At 36.9% G+C, this 20,652-nt stretch carries 15 protein-coding genes and 7 tRNA genes; 20 read left to right on the forward strand and 2 right to left on the reverse strand.

Going from position 1 to position 20,652, the window contains the following annotated elements; translation table 11 throughout:
* The first annotated feature begins 42 nt into the window (after positions 1-42).
* From GH715_RS10525 to GH715_RS10565, 9 genes are all read left to right on the forward strand, one after another.
* Positions 43-128: transfer RNA gene (locus GH715_RS10525), tRNA-Tyr, on the forward strand.
* Positions 129-159: 31 nt separating this feature from the next.
* Positions 160-230: transfer RNA gene (locus tag GH715_RS10530), tRNA-Trp, on the forward strand.
* A 14-nt stretch (positions 231-244) separates the two neighbouring features.
* A tRNA-His gene (locus tag GH715_RS10535) sits at positions 245-320 on the forward strand.
* Positions 321-332: 12 nt separating this feature from the next.
* Positions 333-407: transfer RNA gene (locus tag GH715_RS10540), tRNA-Gln, on the forward strand.
* A gap of 5 nt (positions 408-412) precedes the next feature.
* A tRNA-Gly gene (locus GH715_RS10545) sits at positions 413-487 on the forward strand.
* Positions 488-534: 47 nt separating this feature from the next.
* Positions 535-608: transfer RNA gene (locus tag GH715_RS10550), tRNA-Cys, on the forward strand.
* A gap of 11 nt (positions 609-619) precedes the next feature.
* A tRNA-Leu gene (locus GH715_RS10555) sits at positions 620-701 on the forward strand.
* A 596-nt stretch (positions 702-1,297) separates the two neighbouring features.
* Positions 1,298-1,852 (forward strand): TetR/AcrR family transcriptional regulator, encoded by a 555-nt coding sequence (locus GH715_RS10560; RefSeq protein ID WP_153835341.1) that lies wholly within the window; start codon positions 1,298-1,300, stop codon positions 1,850-1,852.
* A gap of 108 nt (positions 1,853-1,960) precedes the next feature.
* The gene (locus tag GH715_RS10565) at positions 1,961-3,085 is read left to right on the forward strand and encodes an MFS transporter (RefSeq protein ID WP_153835340.1); all 1,125 of its coding nucleotides are present in this window, start codon (positions 1,961-1,963) and stop codon (positions 3,083-3,085) included.
* A gap of 323 nt (positions 3,086-3,408) precedes the next feature.
* Here GH715_RS10565 and GH715_RS10570 read toward each other — a convergent pair whose 3' ends face one another.
* Positions 3,409-4,317: a LysR family transcriptional regulator gene (locus GH715_RS10570; protein ID WP_153835339.1), complete on the reverse strand. Its 909-nt coding sequence runs from the start codon at positions 4,315-4,317 to the stop codon at positions 3,409-3,411.
* A 141-nt stretch (positions 4,318-4,458) separates the two neighbouring features.
* Here GH715_RS10570 and GH715_RS10575 point away from each other — a divergent pair, with 141 nt between their 5' ends.
* The 3 genes from GH715_RS10575 (at position 4,459) to GH715_RS10585 (ending at position 7,527) form a co-directional block, all read left to right on the forward strand.
* Positions 4,459-5,466 (forward strand): alpha/beta fold hydrolase, encoded by a 1,008-nt coding sequence (locus GH715_RS10575; protein WP_153835338.1) that lies wholly within the window; start codon positions 4,459-4,461, stop codon positions 5,464-5,466.
* Between the two features lie 73 nt (positions 5,467-5,539).
* A complete protein-coding gene (locus GH715_RS10580) occupies positions 5,540-5,704 on the forward strand; it encodes a hypothetical protein (RefSeq protein ID WP_153835337.1) in 165 nt (54 codons plus the stop codon).
* Between the two features lie 344 nt (positions 5,705-6,048).
* The gene (locus GH715_RS10585; protein WP_153835336.1) at positions 6,049-7,527 is read left to right on the forward strand and encodes a glycoside hydrolase family 43 protein; all 1,479 of its coding nucleotides are present in this window, start codon (positions 6,049-6,051) and stop codon (positions 7,525-7,527) included.
* Between the two features lie 136 nt (positions 7,528-7,663).
* Here GH715_RS10585 and GH715_RS10590 read toward each other — a convergent pair whose 3' ends face one another.
* Entirely contained in the window at positions 7,664-8,428 is a 765-nt protein-coding gene (locus GH715_RS10590) for a response regulator transcription factor (protein WP_163578594.1), read from the reverse strand.
* Between the two features lie 360 nt (positions 8,429-8,788).
* On the opposite strand from GH715_RS10590, the gene GH715_RS10595 reads away from it, so the two are divergent.
* From GH715_RS10595 to GH715_RS10630, 8 genes are all read left to right on the forward strand, one after another.
* Positions 8,789-10,150: an ABC transporter substrate-binding protein gene (locus GH715_RS10595; RefSeq protein ID WP_240469377.1), complete on the forward strand. Its 1,362-nt coding sequence runs from the start codon at positions 8,789-8,791 to the stop codon at positions 10,148-10,150.
* Between the two features lie 90 nt (positions 10,151-10,240).
* The gene (locus GH715_RS10600; RefSeq protein ID WP_240469378.1) at positions 10,241-13,159 is read left to right on the forward strand and encodes an extracellular solute-binding protein; all 2,919 of its coding nucleotides are present in this window, start codon (positions 10,241-10,243) and stop codon (positions 13,157-13,159) included.
* 18 nt (positions 13,160-13,177) lie between these two features.
* Positions 13,178-14,158, forward strand: a complete 981-nt coding sequence (locus tag GH715_RS10605) for a carbohydrate ABC transporter permease (protein ID WP_153835333.1) — start codon at positions 13,178-13,180, stop codon at positions 14,156-14,158.
* 1 nt (position 14,159) lies between these two features.
* On the forward strand, positions 14,160-15,014 hold the full coding sequence (locus GH715_RS10610; RefSeq protein ID WP_153835332.1) for a carbohydrate ABC transporter permease: 855 nt from the start codon (positions 14,160-14,162) through the stop codon (positions 15,012-15,014).
* A gap of 15 nt (positions 15,015-15,029) precedes the next feature.
* The gene (locus tag GH715_RS10615) at positions 15,030-16,484 is read left to right on the forward strand and encodes a hypothetical protein (RefSeq protein ID WP_228760290.1); all 1,455 of its coding nucleotides are present in this window, start codon (positions 15,030-15,032) and stop codon (positions 16,482-16,484) included.
* Positions 16,485-17,111 (forward strand): Yip1 family protein, encoded by a 627-nt coding sequence (locus GH715_RS10620; protein WP_163578595.1) that lies wholly within the window; start codon positions 16,485-16,487, stop codon positions 17,109-17,111. It abuts the gene before it with no gap.
* A gap of 16 nt (positions 17,112-17,127) precedes the next feature.
* On the forward strand, positions 17,128-19,677 hold the full coding sequence (locus tag GH715_RS10625; RefSeq protein ID WP_153835331.1) for a DUF5696 domain-containing protein: 2,550 nt from the start codon (positions 17,128-17,130) through the stop codon (positions 19,675-19,677).
* A complete protein-coding gene (locus tag GH715_RS10630; RefSeq protein WP_153835330.1) occupies positions 19,674-20,588 on the forward strand; it encodes a carbohydrate ABC transporter permease in 915 nt (304 codons plus the stop codon). Before GH715_RS10625 ends, GH715_RS10630 begins: the two co-directional genes overlap by 4 nt.
* Positions 20,589-20,652 lie beyond the last annotated feature (64 nt).

The raw sequence follows: 20,652 nt of genomic DNA on the forward strand, positions 1-20,652 counted from the left end.
CTTTTAGAGTTTCTCTTTCTTATTAATATGTTCAATATTTATGGAGGGATAGCGAAGTTGGCCAAACGCGGCGGACTGTAAATCCGCTCCCATCGGGTTCGTAGGTTCGAGTCCTACTCCCTCCACCATTTTATTAATTTTATATTTTATGATAATCGTAGGGGTATAGTTTAACGGTAGAACAGAGGTCTCCAAAACCTCCAGTGTGGGTTCGATTCCTACTACCCCTGTTTTTCTTATCATGGCGATCATGGCGAAGTGGTTAACGCACCGGATTGTGGTTCCGGCACGCGTGGGTTCGATCCCCACTGGTCGCCCCATTTTCAAAATATTGGGCTATAGCCAAGCGGTAAGGCAACGGTTTTTGGTACCGTCATGCGCTGGTTCGAATCCAGCTAGCCCAGCCATTTATGCGGAAGTAGTTCAGTGGTAGAACACCACCTTGCCAAGGTGGGGGTCGCGGGTTCGAATCCCGTCTTCCGCTCCATTTGTATTTAACATTTTCATTTAAATATCATATACTATTTATATCGAGGCGGCATAGCCAAGTGGTAAGGCAGAGGTCTGCAAAACCTTTATCACCGGTTCAAATCCGGTTGCCGCCTCCATTTCTATTTATGCCGGTGTGGCGGAATTGGCAGACGCGCACGACTCAAAATCGTGTTCCTTCGGGAGTGTCGGTTCGACCCCGACCACCGGTATTTGTTAAAGCTATTATGACGGCGTTTTAGCGGTTTAATCAATCGTTGAAACGTCGTTTTTTGCGTTCTATTTTCAATGAACGTTCCTTCTTTCATATGATAGTATTGACCAGGTAATTTATTTCTTAAATAAAATTTCTTGGTACTTATCACCGTAATCCAGTGTAAATCTTTAGTTTCAACGGTATGTACGCCTGTTGGTGGGTTAACAAATACCAACATTAATTCTACATATTTTTAACCAATAAAACTTAGCTGAATCAATTGATGTTGCATAATTTTGGGTCTCCTATCTGTAACTATCCTTCTATCATGCTTGTTTATTGGCACACTTTCCTCACCTTCATCTATGAAAAAGTAATTAGGCATTCCCCATCCCATACAACAAATAGATCGTCCAAAATCTATACAGAACAACATGGGTTTAAAATAAAGTTTAACAGTTTATAAAAAAGTTGCACCATTTTACCCCTCTGTATATGCTCGTTTAAAGAGCTGTTTATTACGACCACATATGGTATTGGTTCTTTCATTCTTGCTATAAGATAAGTAACATGTTAATATTTATAATGAACGTTCTATATGGAGGTTGTTACATGAAAAAATCACAGAAAAAAGAAAATATAATTAACACAGCTGAGACATTATTTTATCAGCATGGTTTTCATGCAATTGGTGTAAAAAATATATTGGAGCAAGCAGGAGTAGCAACAATGACCATGTATTATCATTTCAAGTCGAAGGAAGATGTTATCAAAGAAATATTAATTCAAAGGGAAAAACAATATTTCCAATTGTTAGAAGCTAAAATCGACAGAGAGAATGGTATTAATCAGTATGTAGAGTCGTTAATTAATGCGCACCTAGAATGGATAGAAACTGAAGGTTTCAATGGTTGTTTATTCTTAAGAGCGAAACAGGAATACGAAGGTATCAACGAAGAAATTGCTTCAATAAGTAGAGACCATAAAAAAAGACTTTTAAACAAAATTGAAAATGATCTGAAGTTCCTTAAGGCTCCCAACTCTCTTAGTGTGCAACTATCTATTATACTAGAGGGCATAACATCGATGGTTCAAATACTAGAGTTAGATAAGGTGAAAAAGACGGCACTTGATTTAGCGAAAAGTATTCTGGATTCCGAAAAATGAATTTAACTAGAAATAGGTAGAGAATAGTGTCTTATATTTACATTGTTCTCTCTATTTTTTACTAAATTATTATAATGAACGTTATATATAAAAAAGGGGAGAACTATTATGAATCCAAAAAAATTAATAGCAGTGGGCTTACCAATGATTGCCGTGACATATGGTTTATCTCGGTTTAGTTATGGTCTAATGCTTCCATATATTAACGAAACGATTAATATGGATCAATCCACTAGTGGTGTCATCTCGTCTTTATCATACATCGCTTACTGTATAGCAATACTATTTGCAATGGTGTTTTCTAATAAAATTACTCCAAAATCCTTTCTTGTGGTAGCTGGATTATCATCGATTGTTGGTTTAGGTATAATATCCATTTCCTTTCATCCGGTAGTACTAGGTTTAGGGATATTTTTGGCAGGGTTGAGTACAGGGATTTCATCGCCGCCATACGCTAATATTGTTAGCACTAATGTAGAAACAAGGTTTCAGAATCAGACGAATTCATGGATTAATTCCGGTACAAGTATTGGAACAGCTAGTACTGGGGCAATTGCAATCCTTATGACTAATAGCTGGAGAGAAACATATTTGATATTTATGATCATTGCTATTTTTGTGCTTATTGTTAATTATAAAGTACTTCCAAAACATCAGAGTTCAGAAAGGAAGGGCACGGTTGGCTACTCTAAAAAAGAATGGAGACATTCTTTTCAACTAATTATTGCATCTTTCTTTATAGGAATATCCTGTTCGGCATATTGGACATTCTCAAGAGACTTTATATTAAATTTGGATAGCGTTCCTACATACCTAGGAGAGTGGTTTTGGGTCATTATAGGAGTAGCAGGCTTATTGGGAGGAACTGCTGGTGCATTTATACAAGAGTTCGGATTAGTGAGTGCGTATAGGCTTTCTGTATTAACAATTTCCACTTCTTCCCTTATTCTTGGAATTCATCCAGGTAACAATATAACAGGATTCCTGTCACCAGTACTGTTTGGAAGCTCTTATATTTTCATAACAGGAGTTTTCATCGTATGGGGGATTTCCGTGTTTAAAACTAACCCAGCATTCGGACTAGGAATACCGTTCTTAATACTTGCACTGGGGCAGGCCATAGGGTCCATTATATCAGGAGTAGTAGCCGATATATCAGGATATTATATACTTTTTATCGGTGCTTCTATAATTGGTTACGTAACCTTAGTATTTAAACCCAAAGTAAATTAGATATTTTGCTTATACTACAAAAATGATCAATCTTTATTTTCTTTTAGGGGTAAAACCGGCAACTGGTTCTACCCCTTGTTAAGGTTTATTTGAGTTAGCTATATTTTAAGATAAGGGTTATCGAGCATTAGAACAGTGAGCTGGTATCCAACCTTTTATCAGTGCACCACCTTCTGAATGGTTATCTACGAAAAGGTCACCCCCGTGTTGCCTCACGACCCTTCTTGAAATAGTCAACCTTAACCCGCCCCCTCCGGTTGATAGTTCTTGTCCCCCAACAGTTGCGGATCATGGGTCAAAGAGCTTGCAGTTGAAGGTGTTTTCTAAACGGTTTTATTCTCGTCCTCTATAGCGATAACTTCCCTTGCTGCTTCTATGAAAGACAATATGATTGGTGAAAGCCATTTTTCTTTATGCCAAGCCATATGAGTATATACGTGTAAGTCCGAAAGTTGCCATGGAAGAGCAACAAGATCACCCCGTTCAACTTCTGCTTCCACTGTGATTTCAGGAAGAAAGGCAATACCGATCCCAGAAATTGCACATTGTTTAATGGCTTCGGCATTTTGAAACTCCAAATAAGTAATACTATCAATGCCCTTTTTCTCAAATGATCGGTCAAACATGGTTCGATAAGGACAGCCCTTTTCATTAACCAGTAATACTTCTCCGTCAAAATCTTCCTGTTGCAGTACAGGTTTTTTCGCAAGTGGATGATCAGGAGCGACGAACAAGCGGAAAGTTTCTTCCAGTAACGGTTCTACAGCAAGTCTCGTTGAGAGAATGGTTTCGTCCAGCATAAAGACGACATCCGCGGTTCCATCAAAGAGTGTTTGCTTGAGTTCCTGATTTGGAACAGAGCGGAAGATAAGTCGAACGCCTGGATAGCGGGAACGAAATAGCTTAAAGACAACTGGGAGGCGATAGGCGCAAAGAACCTCGTTGGCACTGATTGTAAGGGTGCCTCTAATATCTTCGTTGTCATGAACGCTATTGCGAGCTTCGTCTAATTTGTCTAGAACGCTTTGGATATGAGTTAAAAAGCGTTTACCCGCAGTGGTGAGAGCGAGCTGCTTGCCCAAGCGGTCAAAGAGAGGAACACCAAGCTCATCCTCCAATGCTTTTATTTGCATCGTAACGTTGGAGGGGACGTAGCTCAGCGCGTCCGCAGCCCGACTGAAATTTAAAGTGGAAGCAACTGTGCGAAACGTTTTCAGTTGGCGCAATTCCATTATACTTTCCCCCTTTTATTTTCAATATTATTGAATGCTAGTTTCTGTTTTATTCACTTTTATTGAGAGTACCATGGGATTATACTTAGTACAAGAAATACATTCTAGATGTGTTTCATTTTTGAAGGGGGCTACAGTACAATGGATTATGAGATTTTTGATTTGGGTGACGTAACCTTGCAATCAGGAGTAACGTTACCGAACGCATTTCTTGCATATAAGACTTATGGAGAATTGAATGAGAAGAAAGATAATGTGATCGTCTATCCAACTGCTTTTGGCGACCATCATGTTCAGAATGAATGGTTGATTGGAAACAGCATGGCACTAGATCCGAGAAAACATTTTATTATCGTTCCAAATCTGCTGGGAAACGGATTATCTTCGTCTCCTAGTAATACTCCTGCTCCATTCGACAAGGCTAATTTTCCTCAGGTAACCATCTATGATAACGTTAAATTACAGCATCGACTGGTGACCGAAAAATTCGGCATTCAAAAGATCGCTCTAGTAGTTGGATGGTCAATGGGAGGTGTTCAATCATTCCAATGGGGGGCAAGCTATCCCGACATGGTGGAACGAATTGCTCCCTTCTGCGGAGGTGCAAAGACTTGGCCACAAACGTATATAGTTCTGGACGGAATGAAAGCTGCGCTCATGGCTGCAGTTGGCCATGATTCAAGTAAACTAAACCAATTGACTTCAGCAGACATGCGCGCTGTTGGTCGTGTCTATGCGGGATGGGGCTTATCTCAGACCTTTTACAGAGAGGAACTTTATCGTGAGATGGGATATGATTCATTGGAAAATTTTGTGGCTGGAGTCTGGGAAGATAGCTTTATGAGGATGGATCCACACAATGTCCTAGCCATGCTATGGACTGGACAAAATGGAGATATTAGTGCAAACTCCGCCTATAACGGAGACTTCGATAAGGCGCTTAACAGCATTAAAGCGCTCGCTATCGTCATGCCAAGTATCACGGATCTTTTCTGCACGGCGGATGATAACGAATACGAGGCTAAGCATATCCCTAATGCTGTTTTAAATCCTATCGAGTCGATCTGGGGTCATTTTGCCGGCCGCGGAATCAACAGTGCTGATAATAAATTTATTGATGACAACCTAAAGCGCTTATTGGAAACTTAAATTTGCTTAAAAGAAACCATTTTGATCATAGACTCTTCAAAATGGTTTCTTTTTAATCGGGTTGCTAGCTATTTTGATTAAAAATAAAGATATGACAGTGACTGAGTGGGATGCTTTAGCAAAGAAATATAAATATCCTGCTTCCTCACGTTTAATATATGTATTTGGATCATGGAATGGCGTGAAAGTAGCTTTAGGATTGGAAGGTAACAAAAGAAGATACTCAGAACTGGATTAAGTTCAGTAGAATATTCTGCTTAATCTAGCCAATTAGCATCATAATAATAATTTAACTACAGGGGTTAATCATCTAATCGTTCATTTTTATTTAGAAGAAACTGTCTAATTTCTTTTATCAGTCACACTTACTTTTACATATTCCTGTTGTCTATAATGAAGCGGAAGGTGGCCATGATTTTTGTTTTTGGAATCAAAACAATGAGCGCTAAATACTCATCATTGAGGTTTAGCGTTATTTATTCAAAATTATCTAAGTATTATCGGGTTTAATCTATATTTCAACAGGTTGTTGAATCATATGTAAGGCTTTACAATAGGAGGAGAGATTGTTAGATTACTAGAATGGAGTTGACTTTAATAATGAATCAGTCCAATAAAAGTATTTCAGAATTAACGAAAGTTTTGAAAGAAGCTATTGGTAAGACACCACCAAATGGAAATCCGCTTGTTTCGCATAAATTTGGTGCTGATCCTTACCCACTTATTTATCAAGATCGTGTTTATTTATATGCAACGAATGATGAAATTGAGTATGATGAGAATGGCGATGTGACGGACAATACATATGCAGGCATTAACACGTTAACCGTTATTTCTTCATCCGATCTTGTAAACTGGACAGATCATGGAGAGATTCCAGCTGCGGGACCAGATGGAGCGGCTAAATGGGCTAAAAATTCGTGGGCACCTGCTATTACTCAAAAAGTCATTGATGGAAAGGATAAGTTCTTCCTTTACTTTGCGAATAATGGTAGTAACATCGGAGTCTTGACTGCAGATTCCCCACTTGGTCCATGGACAGATCCGATTGGTCAACCAATCATTTCAAGGGAAACGCCTGGTGTGGATGGTGTTCCTTGGATTTTTGACCCGGCGGTTTTAGTGGATGATGATGGTACGGGCTATCTGTACTTTGGTGGTGGAATTCCGGATGAAGAATACGAGATGCCAAATACTGCTCGTGTGATTCAGCTTAGTGATGATATGATTCTTACGGTTGGAGAAGCGAAGCCGATTCCAGCACCATTTATGTTTGAAAGTGGTGGTATTAATAAATACAATGGGCGATACTATTACTCCTATTGCTCTAACTTCTACACTAGTGACCGTCCGGCGGGAGTTCCAGGAGCAGGGGAGATTGCTTACCTAACGAGTGATCATCCAATGGGACCATGGACGTACCAACATGCGATTCTAAAAAATCCAGGATATTTCTTTAATGTATCTGGAAATAATCATCACGCGATATTTGAATTCAAAGGCACATGGTATATTTCATATCATGCACAAACATTATCGGCAGCGATGGGGATTGAGAAGGGCTACCGTTCGACTCATTTAAATAAAATATATTTTGATGAAGAAGGTCAAATTGAACCTATTCAGGCTGATCTGCAGGGAGTAGAAAAGGTTAAGAATTTAAATCCATATGAAACGATGGAAGCAGTAACGATGGCTTGGCAAGCAGGAATTAATGTGAGCAAACCATCAGATACTAACTTTAATGAGCACGATCGAGTTGTATCTGAAATTAAGCAAGGTGCTTGGCTAGCTGTTTCATCGGCAGACTTTGAACATGCGGCTAAAGAATGTGTGGTTCATCTTGCAAGTGAAACAGAGGGTGTTTCGATTGAAATACGTTTAGATTCGATTGACGGTCAAATTGTCGGTCAAGTTGATGTTCCAAACACAGGTGGAAAGTGGAAAGAGCTATCCTTCCCTGTAGAAGTGGATAAAGGTATACATGATGTATACTTTGTTTTTAAAGGAGATACTAATCAATCATTATTCGAACTTGCAAGTTGGTCATTTAATAAATAGTTAACATCTTGATATTATGAAAGTGCTCCAATTCATTCGTTATGATTGAATTGGAGTCCTTTTTATCTTTTTGGTAAAGCAGAAAGATAAAGACAAGACTATAATAAACTAACAAATTAATTTAATTGAACCGCTCTCATGATAACGCTATCATGAATTGGTAACGATAAGCTGATGCGCTTAGACCTGTATGTTCCTTGAATTTTTTATAGAACCAATCTAAATCTGTATAGCCCACCTGATAAGCAATTTCATAAATTTTTAAATCTGTATAACGTAGTAAAAACTTAGTTTTTTCCATTCGGCGATTTAATAAGTATTGATTAAATGTCATATTTTCCTGTGATTTGAATTTTTGACCTAAATAAGAAGAATTGTAATGCAGATCATTAGAAATATCTTTGAGAGTGATATTTTCATGAATGCATTGTTCTACATAGTCTTTCACAACCTCAATAATATTCGATGCGTTATTCTGTTGAGTAGATCCAGGCTTTTTTGTAGTGTAAGTAATGGTTTTTGTCTTATTTTCTTCTATTACACCTTTAATGTTTAATAAGCTTTCAATTAATTCTTCCGTGTTCAAAGGTTCAGGTAAATAACTATTAACCTGTAAACTAATAGCTCTTTGAACCATCTCAAAATTCTTACCTCCTTCAATAAGTAAAATTGGGTTCGATGTTTTTTCTCGTATTTGTCTACAAAGCTCAAAGCCAAAAGTATTTAGATGTCTTAAATTTAACAAGTAGAGATCATAAGTGTTTTTCTTAATAATAGATAATGTATCTGCCATTTTGAAGACGGAATCTTGGATAATAAAACCATAATATGACCAATCAATTTCCCTTTTTAGATTCTCTATTGATTGTTGATCCGCATCAATCAATAAAATTCTACGCATGAATATCTCCCCCCTGTTGTAATATTTAACTATTTTCATTTTATCTGAGGGTATGACAATCAAGAATGTGCAAATCTTTGTATTTAACACAAATTTTTGTTTCTTATCTTTTTCTTAGTAAAATATTTCCAATAAATAGAATTAATCAGGTTATCTTCTTAAATAAAACAGGTTGTGAAGAAGAATGAAAAAATTTATATTCTTTTTATTGTTTCATTATTTAATTATACCTCGAAATTTAGATAAATCTAGAGTTTGCCAGGTGATTAAGCTTAATTATCACAGGTTGTTTACCTGTTATGAAAGCGCTATATTTAACGCAAGGAATTCCGAAATCATTTATTAATGGGAGGTATTTTAGTGAAAAAGCTCATCATATCTATCTTTTTATTGCTTTTGTTTACCCTTGTTGCATGTAGTAATAACGATGATACCGCTAGTGAAGATGTCGAAACAGATGATACGGAAACAACAGAAGAAATATCGGCTGGAGAGAAAGAAACGGAAGAGGCAGTCGACTACTATCAGACTCCTGAGATGGACTTTGACTTAGGTGGTCAAACAATAAAGGTTGTTGCTTGGTGGGATATGGAGATTACAGGTGAAGATCCAGACAGTATTCAAGCACGTGAAAATTTAGAAGCATTAAAGGAAAAACACAATTTTGATATCGAATATATCACCATTGATTTTGGTGAATATCAAGAGCGAATTACTGCTTCTTTATTAGCAAATGAACCAGTTGGTGATCTTGTACGTGTCGGTAAGAAATACACTATCCCTTCATTTGCTCAGCAAGATTTAGTGTGGGCGGTTGATGAATGGGTTAAAAATGAAAATGTATTTAACTTACAATTCACAGAAGAAATTTTTCAATATGAAGGACAGGGTTATGCTTTTACCGACGCAAAAGCTAATATAGTTCAAGGTATATTTTATAATCGTACATTAATGGATGAATTAGGTTTGGATCCGATTCAAAATTACATTGATGAAGATAACTGGAATTGGGATACATTTGCAGAAGTTGTCGCATCAGCAAATCAAGATACAAACAATGATGGCCAAATTGATACTTGGGGATTAGCGAATCCATCCGTTTTAGAAAGAGCATTGGCGTCTAATGATGCAGCGTTAACGGCCGGAAGTGAGCAAACGTTAGATGATCCCGCAACAGTTGAAGCGTTAGAATTTACAGCTTCAATATTCGAATTAGCGCGACCAACGGAAGGTGGCGATTGGACAGAGCCAGAACAATTCTTCCGTGAAGGAAATACATTGTTTTTAACTGGAGCAGACTTCCTTTATAACGGTCTTGTTAATGACATGCCTAATTATGACATTGGTTTTGTGCCATTCCCTATTGGTCCAAATGCTGATGGATATAGAACGTATGAGGCTGATATTCAAGCAATCGCCATTCCGAAATCGGTAGAAAATCCTGAACAATTACTTTATATTTGGGAAAAAATTTTCGATGTTCAGTCTATCTATGATTATCCTGGTCAGGCGCAATTAGAATCCATGTTTGCCAATGAAGATGATATCGAGAATGCTAGATTAGTTATGGAAAATTTAAATGTACTTGATCACTTTACGTTTAATAATGATGTTTATTGGAACTTTGAAGCTGAATTATTAGAGGGCACAGCAATTTCAACTCTCATTGAAAGTCATGCACCAGCCTTCCAGGCAGCAATAGACGAAGTTTACGCTGAATAACTGTACATTCAATAGAGCTGGATAAAGTGCCTACTAAAGAATGTAGGCACTTTATCTTATAACAAAGAAAAGATAAAGGGAGGGAAAATAGTGCGTATACTCAAAAACAATATAGTTCGTATTATTTTAGTCCTTATCATCTTTTTTTCTTCAATATGGATCTATGATTCTAGAAATAAAGCCAATCAGCATTATTCACAAGCCATCACTGAGTTTGAAGCAGTAATCTCGGATAGAAGTGAGGCGAGTTATGATAATTATCTAGAAAACTATTCGAATGAGAGTAAACCTGATCAAGTGATACGAATAGAAGGAGAGGACTTTGTAGAAGCAGATGGCAATGATTTTAAAGTGATGGAGGATTTTAATGACTTAGATGGCCCATCTATTTTTACTCCAGAACAAGGTTCCATATCATGGGAAGTGAATATTGAAGATGCTGGTTTGTATAATATGCGGATCCATTATTACCCGATTGAAGGAAAGAGCTCAGCCATCCAACGAGAAATAAATATTAATAATGAATTACCATTTATGGGTGCTGATTACGTTCTTTTTGATCGTATTTGGGTAGATCGGGATGAAGAAATACTACGAGATGAAAATGATAATGAGATTCGTCCGAGACAAGCAGAGCAGCCTGAATGGATTCTTGCACCATTTAAAGATAGTGAAGGTTATTTTAATGAACCTTACCTTTTTTATTTTGAAGAAGGAACCCAAAGAATAACGTTAACCTCCAAACGGGAACCGATGGTCATTGATTATATAGAGCTCTATCAAGATCCAGTAGCGCCAACATATGAAGAAAAGAAGTCAGAGTATGAACAGAATGGGTTGAAACCAACAACTGATCAGTTCATTAAAGTCCAGGCAGAAAATGCTGTTAGAAAATCCTCAGCAACGTTATTTCCTTTAACAGATCGAACCAGTCCAACTGTTGAACCTTACCATGTATCGAAATTACGGGTGAACGCGATCGGCGGACAAAACTGGAAAATGCCAGGCCAATGGATTGAATGGGAAGTCGAAATAGAAGAGGAGGGTCTTTACCAAATTGCATTCAAAAGAAAGCAAGATTTATTAAGAGGGGTATATTCATCTCGAACACTAACGATAAATGGTGAGGTTCCTTTTGAAGAGATGAATGTTCTCCGATTTAACTACAACTTAGATTGGACGACAGATATATTAGGCAAATCAGATGATGAACCTTATTTATTTCACTTAAAAGAAGGGACCAACACGATTAGATTGAGTGTAACCTTAGGAGATATTTCTCCATTATTGAGAACCATTGAATCCAGTGTTCTCGAACTTAATGAAATGTATCGGAAAATATTAATGATTACATCGAATACACCTGATCCATTGAGAGATTATCAATTGGAAAAACGAATTCCAGACATGCTGGATGTTTTTGAAGAACAGGTTGAAATTATTAAAAGTGTAGCCGACCATTTAGAAATGGTTACAGGAGAACGTAGTGATAAAGTTGCTGTTATTCACTCTACTGTTACCCAATTAGAGAAGATGATTGCTAAGCCAGAAACAGTTGCACGTCAACTGGACTCCTTCAAAATGAATGTTGGTGGGTTAGGTACATGGATACAAACTGTTCGCGAACAACCGATGACGTTAGATTATTTAATTATATCGTCTCCTAATGAGGAAATGCCGAGAGCAACTGCCACAACAATTGAAAAAGCAAAACATGAAGTTGGAGCTTTTTTTGCATCTTATTCTGAGGATTATGACAATATTGGCAGCACAAAAGATTATCGTAACGTTGATGAAGAAATCACTGTATGGGTGACAACAGGTCGTGATCAGGCTCAAATCTTAAAAGGAATGGTAGATGATTTGTTTACCCCTAATACTGGTATTTCAGTTAACGTGCGTCTCGTTCAACCTGATGTTCTTCTACCAGCCACGTTAGCAAATGAAGGTCCTGATATTGCTTTAAATTTGGGCGAAGATGTGCCCGTAAACTATGCGATGCGTAATGCTGCGCAAGATTTAACAATTTTTAACGACTATGAGGAAATTGTGACGCGTTTCCACGAAAGTGCAGTAATACCCTTTACATTTAATAAAGGCGTTTACGCTCTACCTGAGCAACAAATGTTTCCGGTTATGTTTTATCGCTCAGATATCTTAAAAGAATTAGAATTAGAGCCGCCAAAGACATGGGATGATGTGTATAACATTATTTCTGTCTTACAACGAAATAACTTAGAGTTTTATTTACCGATTGATGATCCAATGGCGCAAAATCAAACATTGCTTGCTCCTAACCAAGCATTCGGTATGCTTCTTTATCAAAAAGATGGTGAATTTTATGCAGACGATGAGAAATCGACTTCTTTAGACAATGAAATATCGATTGATGCTTTTAATCAATGGACACAATTTTATACCAACTATAAGTTTCCACTGATGGCTGACTTTCCGAACCGATTGAGAGTTGGAGAAATGCCTATCGGAATCGCTGATTATACAACCTATAATATGCTAACTGTTTTAGCCCCTGAAATAAGAGGGTTATGGGAGTTTACTACAGTTCCAGGAACGATACAAGAGAATGGAGCAATTGATCATACGGTACCAAGTACGAGTATTGCTTCTATGATGCTAGAAAACTCTGAGAAAAAAGATGCAGCATGGGCATTTCTAAAATGGTGGACGGAGAAAGAAACACAACTAACTTTTGGTCGTGAAATGGAGAGTATTTTAGGAGAGGCAGCGCGTTATCCAACAGCTAATATTGAAGCGTTAGCCGAGTTACCATGGCCAGTTGAAGATTATCAAAATCTAGCAAGTCAGTGGCAATGGGTTCAAGGAGTTCCTCAAGTACCAGGAGGCTATTTTACGGGGAGACACCTTGATAACGCTTTCAGACGTGTGGTTAATGCTAATGAAAATCCTCGAGAAGCTATACAAGATTACGCACGGTATATAAACGATGAGATTGAAATTAAACGGAAAGAATTTGACTTACCTTACTAGGATAGGAGGTGTGTATAAATGAAAGCAAAGTCAATAGAACAACCCGTAAAGGACATTGTCTATCAGAAACAAGAAGTAACTCGTAATTCAAATAGAGACAATAAATGGCAACGTCTAAAGCGAGATATGAAGATGGCTAAACACTATTATCTTTTAATGGCACCTTTTATGGTTATTTTTCTATTGTTTACGATAGTGCCTGTTGTTGCCTCATTTGTTTTAAGTTTCTTCTCCTTTAACATGCTAGAAATGCCGAAATTTGTTGGTTGGGATAATTATTCGAGGTTGTTTCTAAGTGATGATGTATTTATGACAGCTTTGAGAAATACGCTTGTGTTTGCCGCCATTACCGGACCAATAAGTTACATCGCCTGTTTTATTTTTGCATGGATCATTAATGAGTTATCACCGAAGATTAGAGCTTTTATGACGGTTATCTTCTATGCCCCTTCCATTGCAGGGAATGTATTTTTTATTTGGTTAATCATTTTTTCAGGTGATGCTTATGGTTATTTAAATGGATTTTTAATGGAATTAGGGATTATTTTAGAACCGATTCAATGGTTAAGAGATGAACAATATGTTCTAGGAGTAGTTATATTAGTGCAGTTGTGGCTAAGCTTAGGAACAAGTTTCATTGCCTTTATTGCGGGTCTTCAAACTCTTGATAAGTCTCTGATTGAAGCAGGTGCAATTGATGGAATAAGAAACAGATGGCAGGAACTTTGGTATATTACCTTGCCATCGATGAAGCCACAGTTGTTATTCGGTGCTGTTATGCAAATCACTCAGTCATTTGCTGTTGCTGATATTTCCATCGCACTTGCAGGCTTTCCGAGTGTCAATTATGCAGCACACACGGTCGTTACACACTTAATGGATTACGGAACGATTCGTTTTGAAATGGGTTATGCTTCAGCGATAGCCACCGTCCTATTCCTGTTAATGGTTGGTACAAATATACTCGTTCAAAAACTACTGAGAAAGGTGGGAACATAAGATGCGGCTATTTAACAAACAGCTCAACCGTTCATTACCAGTTACAATTTTATTATTCTTATTATTAGCAGCTTTTGGAGTGTTTATGGCATTACCACTTGTTTACGCAGTAAATAATGCTTTTAAACCGTTAGATGAGCTCTTTATTTTTCCACCAAGATTTTTTGTCCGAAATCCAACCTTAGATAACTTTTATGATTTAGTAGCCGTAATGGGTGATTCATGGGTCCCTATTTCACGTTATTTCTTTAATACGATACTGATTACCGTATTTGGTACGGGTGGCCACATTATATTTGCATCAATGGCTGCTTATCCATTAGCAAAATATAAATTTCCAGGTTCAAAAGTTATCTTTCAAATTGTTATTTTAGCTTTAATGTTCTCTCCTCATGTAACAGCAATTCCGAACTATTTGGTAATGTCAGGTCTAGGCTGGATTGATTCCTATCTATCGCTCATTATTCCAGCAATGGCATTCCCATTAGGATTATTCTTAATGAAGCAGTTTATGGAACAAATTCCAGATTCCATGTTAGAGGCAGCCAAGATTGATGGTGCCAGTGAATTTCGTATTTTTTGGAAAATAGTGATGCCTAACGTAAAACCTGCATGGTTAACGTTACTCATTCTCCAATTCCCAATTCTTTGGGGGACAAATGGTGGGAACTTTATTTATAGCGAGGAATTAAAAACGTTAAATTATGCGTTAGAACAAATTACAGAAGCAGGTATAGCCCGTGCAGGTGTTGGTGCAGCAGTTGCGCTGATTTTAATGAGTGTACCAATTATTTTATTTATTGTTTCACAAAGTAAAGTAATAGAGACGATGTCAAGCTCAGGTATGAAGGATTAGAAGGGGGTTAATAGGATGTTAAAAAGATTAAGAAAAATATGTCTATCCCTTCTTGCTACTTTTATTATCTATTCGACGTTTTGTTTAGATATGGTCATTGTTCAAGCAAGTGCAGATCAATCTTCATACAATTACTCATATTGGGAAGAGGCTGTACCAGCTCCTCCTGCCTACTTACCAACAATGGTAATAAATGGGCATGATCTTGGGATTGACGCCTTTCATACACCGAATGATATTCATGTATCTGCTGAACATGATATTTATATAGCAGATACAGGTAATAACCAAGTTGTTATTTTAAATGAGATGTTTGAGTATAAAAATACAATTGATTCCTTCACGAATGAAGGTGCACAGGAAACATTTTCGGGTCCTGAAGGTGTGTATGTAACAAATGAAAACCATGTCTACGTTGCAGATACAGGTAATAACCGTGTTGTTCATTTGGATGAAAAGTTTGATTTGGTCAAGATTATTGATGCTCCAGAGTCAGAAATGTTGTCCAATACATTTTCTTTTCGACCAAAAAAAGTAGCAGTAGATGATGCGGGCCGAACTTTTATTCTTTCAGAAGGTGTCTTTGATGGATTCATGGAGTTTTCGGTTGATGGTTATTTTACGACGTTTATAGGTGCGAATCGAGTTCAAGTTGACTCAATAGATTATTTATGGCGTCGATTTGCTACTCGTGAACAGCGAAGTCAAATGGTTATGTTTGTTCCAACTGAGTTTACTAGTTTAGACCTTGATGAAGATGGCTTCATATATGCAACGAATATAGATAATACAGATGACGTGATTAAAAAAATTAATGCAAGAGGCGATGACATTTTAAGAAGGGAAGGCTATTTTGATCCAATCGGTGATATTGATTACGACAGGGATCAAGGACCGTCACGACTAATTGATATTGCTGTTGCTGATCATGGAATTTATTCTGCATTAGATTCAACAAGAGGACGAATTTTCACCTATAACAATGATGGATTCCTTATGTATGTTTTTGGAGGATTAGGAAATAAAATGGGTGAATTCCATACTCCGATAGCTATAGACCGATTTGATGAATTTTTTCTTGTCTTGGATCGAGAACTGGGGGAGATTACAGTCTTTCATTCAACAGCATATGGTAATTCAATTGATGAGGCGGTAAGAAGTTATGAACAAGGTGATGAAGAAAGAGCGCAAGCATTATATGAAGATATCACCAATATGAATATTAATTCAGAGTTTGCCTACACAGGTATAGGAAAAGCTTTGTTGCGTAAAAATGAATTCGAGGAAGCTATATATCATTTTGAACAGAGTCTTGATCAAGCAAATTATTCTAAAGCTTACCTACTATATCGGAATGAAGTATTACGTGAGAACTTCTCCTTAATGATGGCCATTATCTTTTTAGTGATTGGCTTATCGATTGGTTTTTCTGTTTATCGGAAAAAAACAAAAAGAAAGAGGGTGTCTTAAATGGAAAAAGAGATGATAAAAAACCCTTTTCAGTTAATAGTTCGTCCTTTTCAAGGCTTTTGGGAATTAAAATACGAATTAAATCGAAAAGAGAATATAATTCTCTCTTTCATCATTTTAATTGCCTTAATTATTACCAATATATTAAGTAGTCAATACGCTGGCTTTGTCGTTAATATATACAATCCAAATGAAATGAACAGCATCATGGAAGTCGTTTATGTAGTTGTTCCACTATTATTCTGGTGTATAGCAAATTGGTCATTAACAACATTGATGGATGGAGAAGGAAAGTTTGTGGAAATTTTTATCGCAACATGCTTTGCGTTAACCCCACTTGTCATTATTAATTTTCCGTGGATACTACTTAGCAATTTTCTGTCCCATCAAGAAGCGATGTTCTATTATTTATCACAAAGTTTTGCTGTTATTTGGTTTATCTTTTTAATTTATGTCGGGACGATGACCGTGCACCAATATACACCAGGAAAGACAACAATAACGATATTTCTCATCATTATAGCTATGGGCTTTCTCGCCTTCTTAAGTTTACTGTTTTTTAGTTTGATACAACAAATAAGTTCATTTCTTATTACAATTTACCGAGAGTTTGTCTTAAGGTACTAAGGAGGGAGACTCAAAAATGAGCAAAGTCATAATGAGAAGCCTACTTACTTTGTTTCTAGTGATGATCCTAATATCTGGCTGTTCTAATACGAATACGGCTGATGTAGAGGAAGTAGATTTATCAGATATGGAAGTGACGCAAGACCAGCCTATAAAGGCAGTTTTTGATGATCGTCGATTAAAAAGGATGATTGGAATTGCTGAGAATGATTATTTACAGCTATTTGTAGATAAAGAGACAGCTAGTATTGCCGTTATCAATAAACAAAATGATGAAATTTGGTACAGTAATCCACCGGATAGAGACAAGGATCCGATTGCATCTGGTATTAATAGTGATATTTTGTCTTCCCAAATGCAACTAAGTTTCTATAATAATTTTGGCCAGAGTAGTAATATGAATTCCTATTCGGACAGTGTTGTTTATGAGCAATTTAGCATTGAACCGATTGAAGATGGAGTTAAAGTTCGTTATCAATTTGGAACAAATGAACGTACAGCGGCTGATTTACCATTGATGTTAAGTGCAGAGAGATTTGAAGAATTATCTGGTCAACTTGATGGAACAGGACAACGAGCATTAATGATTGCCTATCGAGAGAATTCCGAGACTGGAATATATGAAAGAAATGATGGAGCATTAACAGGTCTACAGTTAGAACGAGCATTTCAAGCTTTTGAAGATGCAGGCTATACCGAAGAAGATCTTGAAGAAGACATGAATGAATTAAACTTTACTCAAGAAAGTGAAAATAATCGTGTTTTTATTGCCGCTGTTGAATATAAGCTTGAAGATGATAGTTTACTAGTTAAAGTTCCTACAGAGGAGATTTATTATACACCTGACTCTCCGATTCATAGTATCTCATTTTTAAGATACTTTGGGGCGGCTGGGACAGAAGAAACAGGCTCTATCTTCGTTCCTGATGGATCTGGTTCATTAATCCATTTCAATAATGGTAAAACAAATGTACCTTCTTACCAACAGTCGGTTTATGGGCAAGACTTAGCACTACTTGAGTCCAATGATGCGAGAACAAATGAAGTAATTAGACTTCCTGTTTTTGGTTTGATAAAAGAGGAATCAGCGATGCTAGCAATTATTGAGGAAGGTGCAGCAAGTGCAACCATTAGAGCTGATGTAAGTGGCAGACTGAATAGTTATAATTTTGTATATCCTAGCTTTACAGTAATTAATAAGGATGATGTCTCTTTACAGGCAGAGGACCAAGAACGTTCTTTACCTAGATTTCAAGAAGAAAAAATGAAATCGGATTTTTCCGTTAGGTATGCATTTTTAAGCGATAAAGATGCTAGCTATAGTGGAATGGCGCGTTACTACCAAAATTACTTAGTAGAAAACGATCTAATTAGAAGTAATCAGCAGTCAGACCAATTAGATGATATTCCGTTTTATGTTCAACTCGTAGGAAGTGTTAATAAGCAACAGCATTTTGCGGGTGTTCCTTATCAAGCGTTACAACCATTAACGACGTTTGAGCAAGCAGAACATATTTTGGAGGAATTGAAGGCGCGCGATGTAAACAATTTAAAGCTGAATTATATCGGGTGGTTTAATAAAGGTATGAACCATAGTGTTCCGTCTAAGGTTCGTGTGGATCGAGCTATTGGTGGTGATAAAGGATTTAAAAACTTTATAGACTATGCTCAGGAACAAGGTATTCGTGTCTTTCCTGAAACGGCATTATTACAAGTTCATAGTGATTCAGGTTTCAAGTCTCGGAAAGAAGCCTCCCGTACGTTAACAAATTTACCTGCAACAACTTATCCGATTAACCGAGCATTAAATAAAAGAGACCGATCAAAAGATCCGCAATATTCGTTATCACCAAGATATGCGGAAGAATATACAAGCCAGTTTGTAGAAGAACTTATTCCGTTTGATACAACAGGTGTAGCGTTAAGAGATTTGGCTGATGTCTTAAATAGTGATTTTAGAAGGAATGAACAAATTGATCGTTTGGAGTCTGAAGAAATATCCGTTCATGCTTTAGAAATGCTCTATGAGAAAGATTTAGAGATGATGGCACATGGCGGTAATTTATATTCATTACCGTATTTAACGGATGTAATCAATGTACCACTTGGTCATACAGGTTTTAAAATTCAAGATGAAGCGATCCCATTTTATCAAATGGTCTTACGTGGCTATGTTGATTATGCTACAACGCCTTTTAATTTATCGACTTATTTAAATGATCAAGACTATATATTAAACGTACTTGAATACGGGTCCAATATAAACTTTCAATGGATTTATGAATCGAATGATGAATTAAAAAATACGAGCTTTGATCATTTATATGCTGTTAATTATGAACGTTGGGTCGATCAAGCAACAGAAATTTATCATGAAGTTAATGAGGTGCTTAGACAAACAAAAGGTGAAACGATTCGTACACATGAAAGCCTAGAAGAAAATGTTTATAAAACTACTTATAATAATGATTTCTACATCATCGTAAATTATGGTCTAGAGCCAGTTACAATCGATGGTTATACGGTTGAACCTCAAAGTTATGTAACGGGAGGTGGAGATGGATGAAAATCACGAGCAAATTAACAAAATCGTTACAGTCATACGAAGGTCAAAAAGCATTTTGGGGATTTATATTTGTTTCTCCATGGTTGTTAGGATTTGTGTTCTTTTTCCTAGTTCCATTACTCACGTCTCTTCGATATAGCTTTAGCAAAGTAGAGGCGAGTTCTTCAGGTATCCAAACATCCTTTGTGGGACTCTCTAATTATATGGAAGCGATTCTTGTTAATCCGAATTTTAATCGACAATTAATAGAATCTATTTTAGATATTGTTATTGATGTTCCCCTCATATTGATCTTTAGCTTGTTTGTAGCTGTAATCTTAAATCAGCAATTTCTCGGTCGATCTGTTGCACGTTCCATCTTCTTTCTCCCTGTTATCTTAGCTTCGGGCGTCATTATTAATTTAGAGGCAGAAAGTCTTGTGCAGGCAATTAATCAGCAACAAGCGACAAGTGGGGGATTATCGAATGCATTAGGATCGTTTGAATTAGCAAGAATTATGCTAGGAGCCGGTGTTAATCCAATAATAGTAGAGTATCTAACAGGATCAGTAGGGCGAATCTATGAAATTGTACGACTTTCTGGTGTTCAGATTTTAATTTTCTTAGCAGGTATTCAAACTATATCACCATCTGTTTATGAAGCGGCAAAAATGGAAGGTGCAACAGGTTATGAAGCATTCTGGAAAATCACATTACCAATGGTTAGCCCGCTCATTCTTGTAAATCTAGTTTATACCATTATAGATTCATTTGCCAGAAGTCCAGTGACAGATTTGATTTTGGAAACTGGCTTTGATGCCTTCAACTTTGGTCTAAGTTCGGCGATGGCATGGGTCTACTTTATCTCCATTATGTTGATATTAGGCGTTAGCTCCTATATCATTTCGAAAAAAGTTTTCTATCAAGAATAAAGTTAGATGGATGAATAGGAAATGAATCATTCGATATTGGATTACTATGTATGGAGGTTTGGAG

The organism is Gracilibacillus thailandensis (assembly GCF_010994055.1).
Classification (GTDB): domain Bacteria; phylum Bacillota; class Bacilli; order Bacillales; family Amphibacillaceae; genus Gracilibacillus; species Gracilibacillus lacisalsi.

What these genes read in the sequence shown, in the direction of transcription:
- GH715_RS10560 (WP_153835341.1), top strand. Translation starts at nt 1,298, where the DNA reads ATGAAAAAATCACAGAAAAAAGAAAATATAATTAACACAGCTGAGACA.
- GH715_RS10565 (WP_153835340.1), top strand. Translation starts at nt 1,961, where the DNA reads ATGAATCCAAAAAAATTAATAGCAGTGGGCTTACCAATGATTGCCGTG.
- GH715_RS10570 (WP_153835339.1), bottom strand. Translation starts at nt 4,317, where the DNA reads ATGGAATTGCGCCAACTGAAAACGTTTCGCACAGTTGCTTCCACTTTA.
- GH715_RS10575 (WP_153835338.1), top strand. Translation starts at nt 4,459, where the DNA reads ATGGATTATGAGATTTTTGATTTGGGTGACGTAACCTTGCAATCAGGA.
- GH715_RS10585 (WP_153835336.1), top strand. Translation starts at nt 6,049, where the DNA reads ATGGAGTTGACTTTAATAATGAATCAGTCCAATAAAAGTATTTCAGAA.
- GH715_RS10590 (WP_163578594.1), bottom strand. Translation starts at nt 8,428, where the DNA reads ATGCGTAGAATTTTATTGATTGATGCGGATCAACAATCAATAGAGAAT.
- GH715_RS10605 (WP_153835333.1), top strand. Translation starts at nt 13,178, where the DNA reads ATGAAAGCAAAGTCAATAGAACAACCCGTAAAGGACATTGTCTATCAG.
- GH715_RS10610 (WP_153835332.1), top strand. Translation starts at nt 14,160, where the DNA reads ATGCGGCTATTTAACAAACAGCTCAACCGTTCATTACCAGTTACAATT.
- GH715_RS10615 (WP_228760290.1), top strand. Translation starts at nt 15,030, where the DNA reads ATGTTAAAAAGATTAAGAAAAATATGTCTATCCCTTCTTGCTACTTTT.
- GH715_RS10620 (WP_163578595.1), top strand. Translation starts at nt 16,485, where the DNA reads ATGGAAAAAGAGATGATAAAAAACCCTTTTCAGTTAATAGTTCGTCCT.
- GH715_RS10625 (WP_153835331.1), top strand. Translation starts at nt 17,128, where the DNA reads ATGAGCAAAGTCATAATGAGAAGCCTACTTACTTTGTTTCTAGTGATG.
- GH715_RS10630 (WP_153835330.1), top strand. Translation starts at nt 19,674, where the DNA reads ATGAAAATCACGAGCAAATTAACAAAATCGTTACAGTCATACGAAGGT.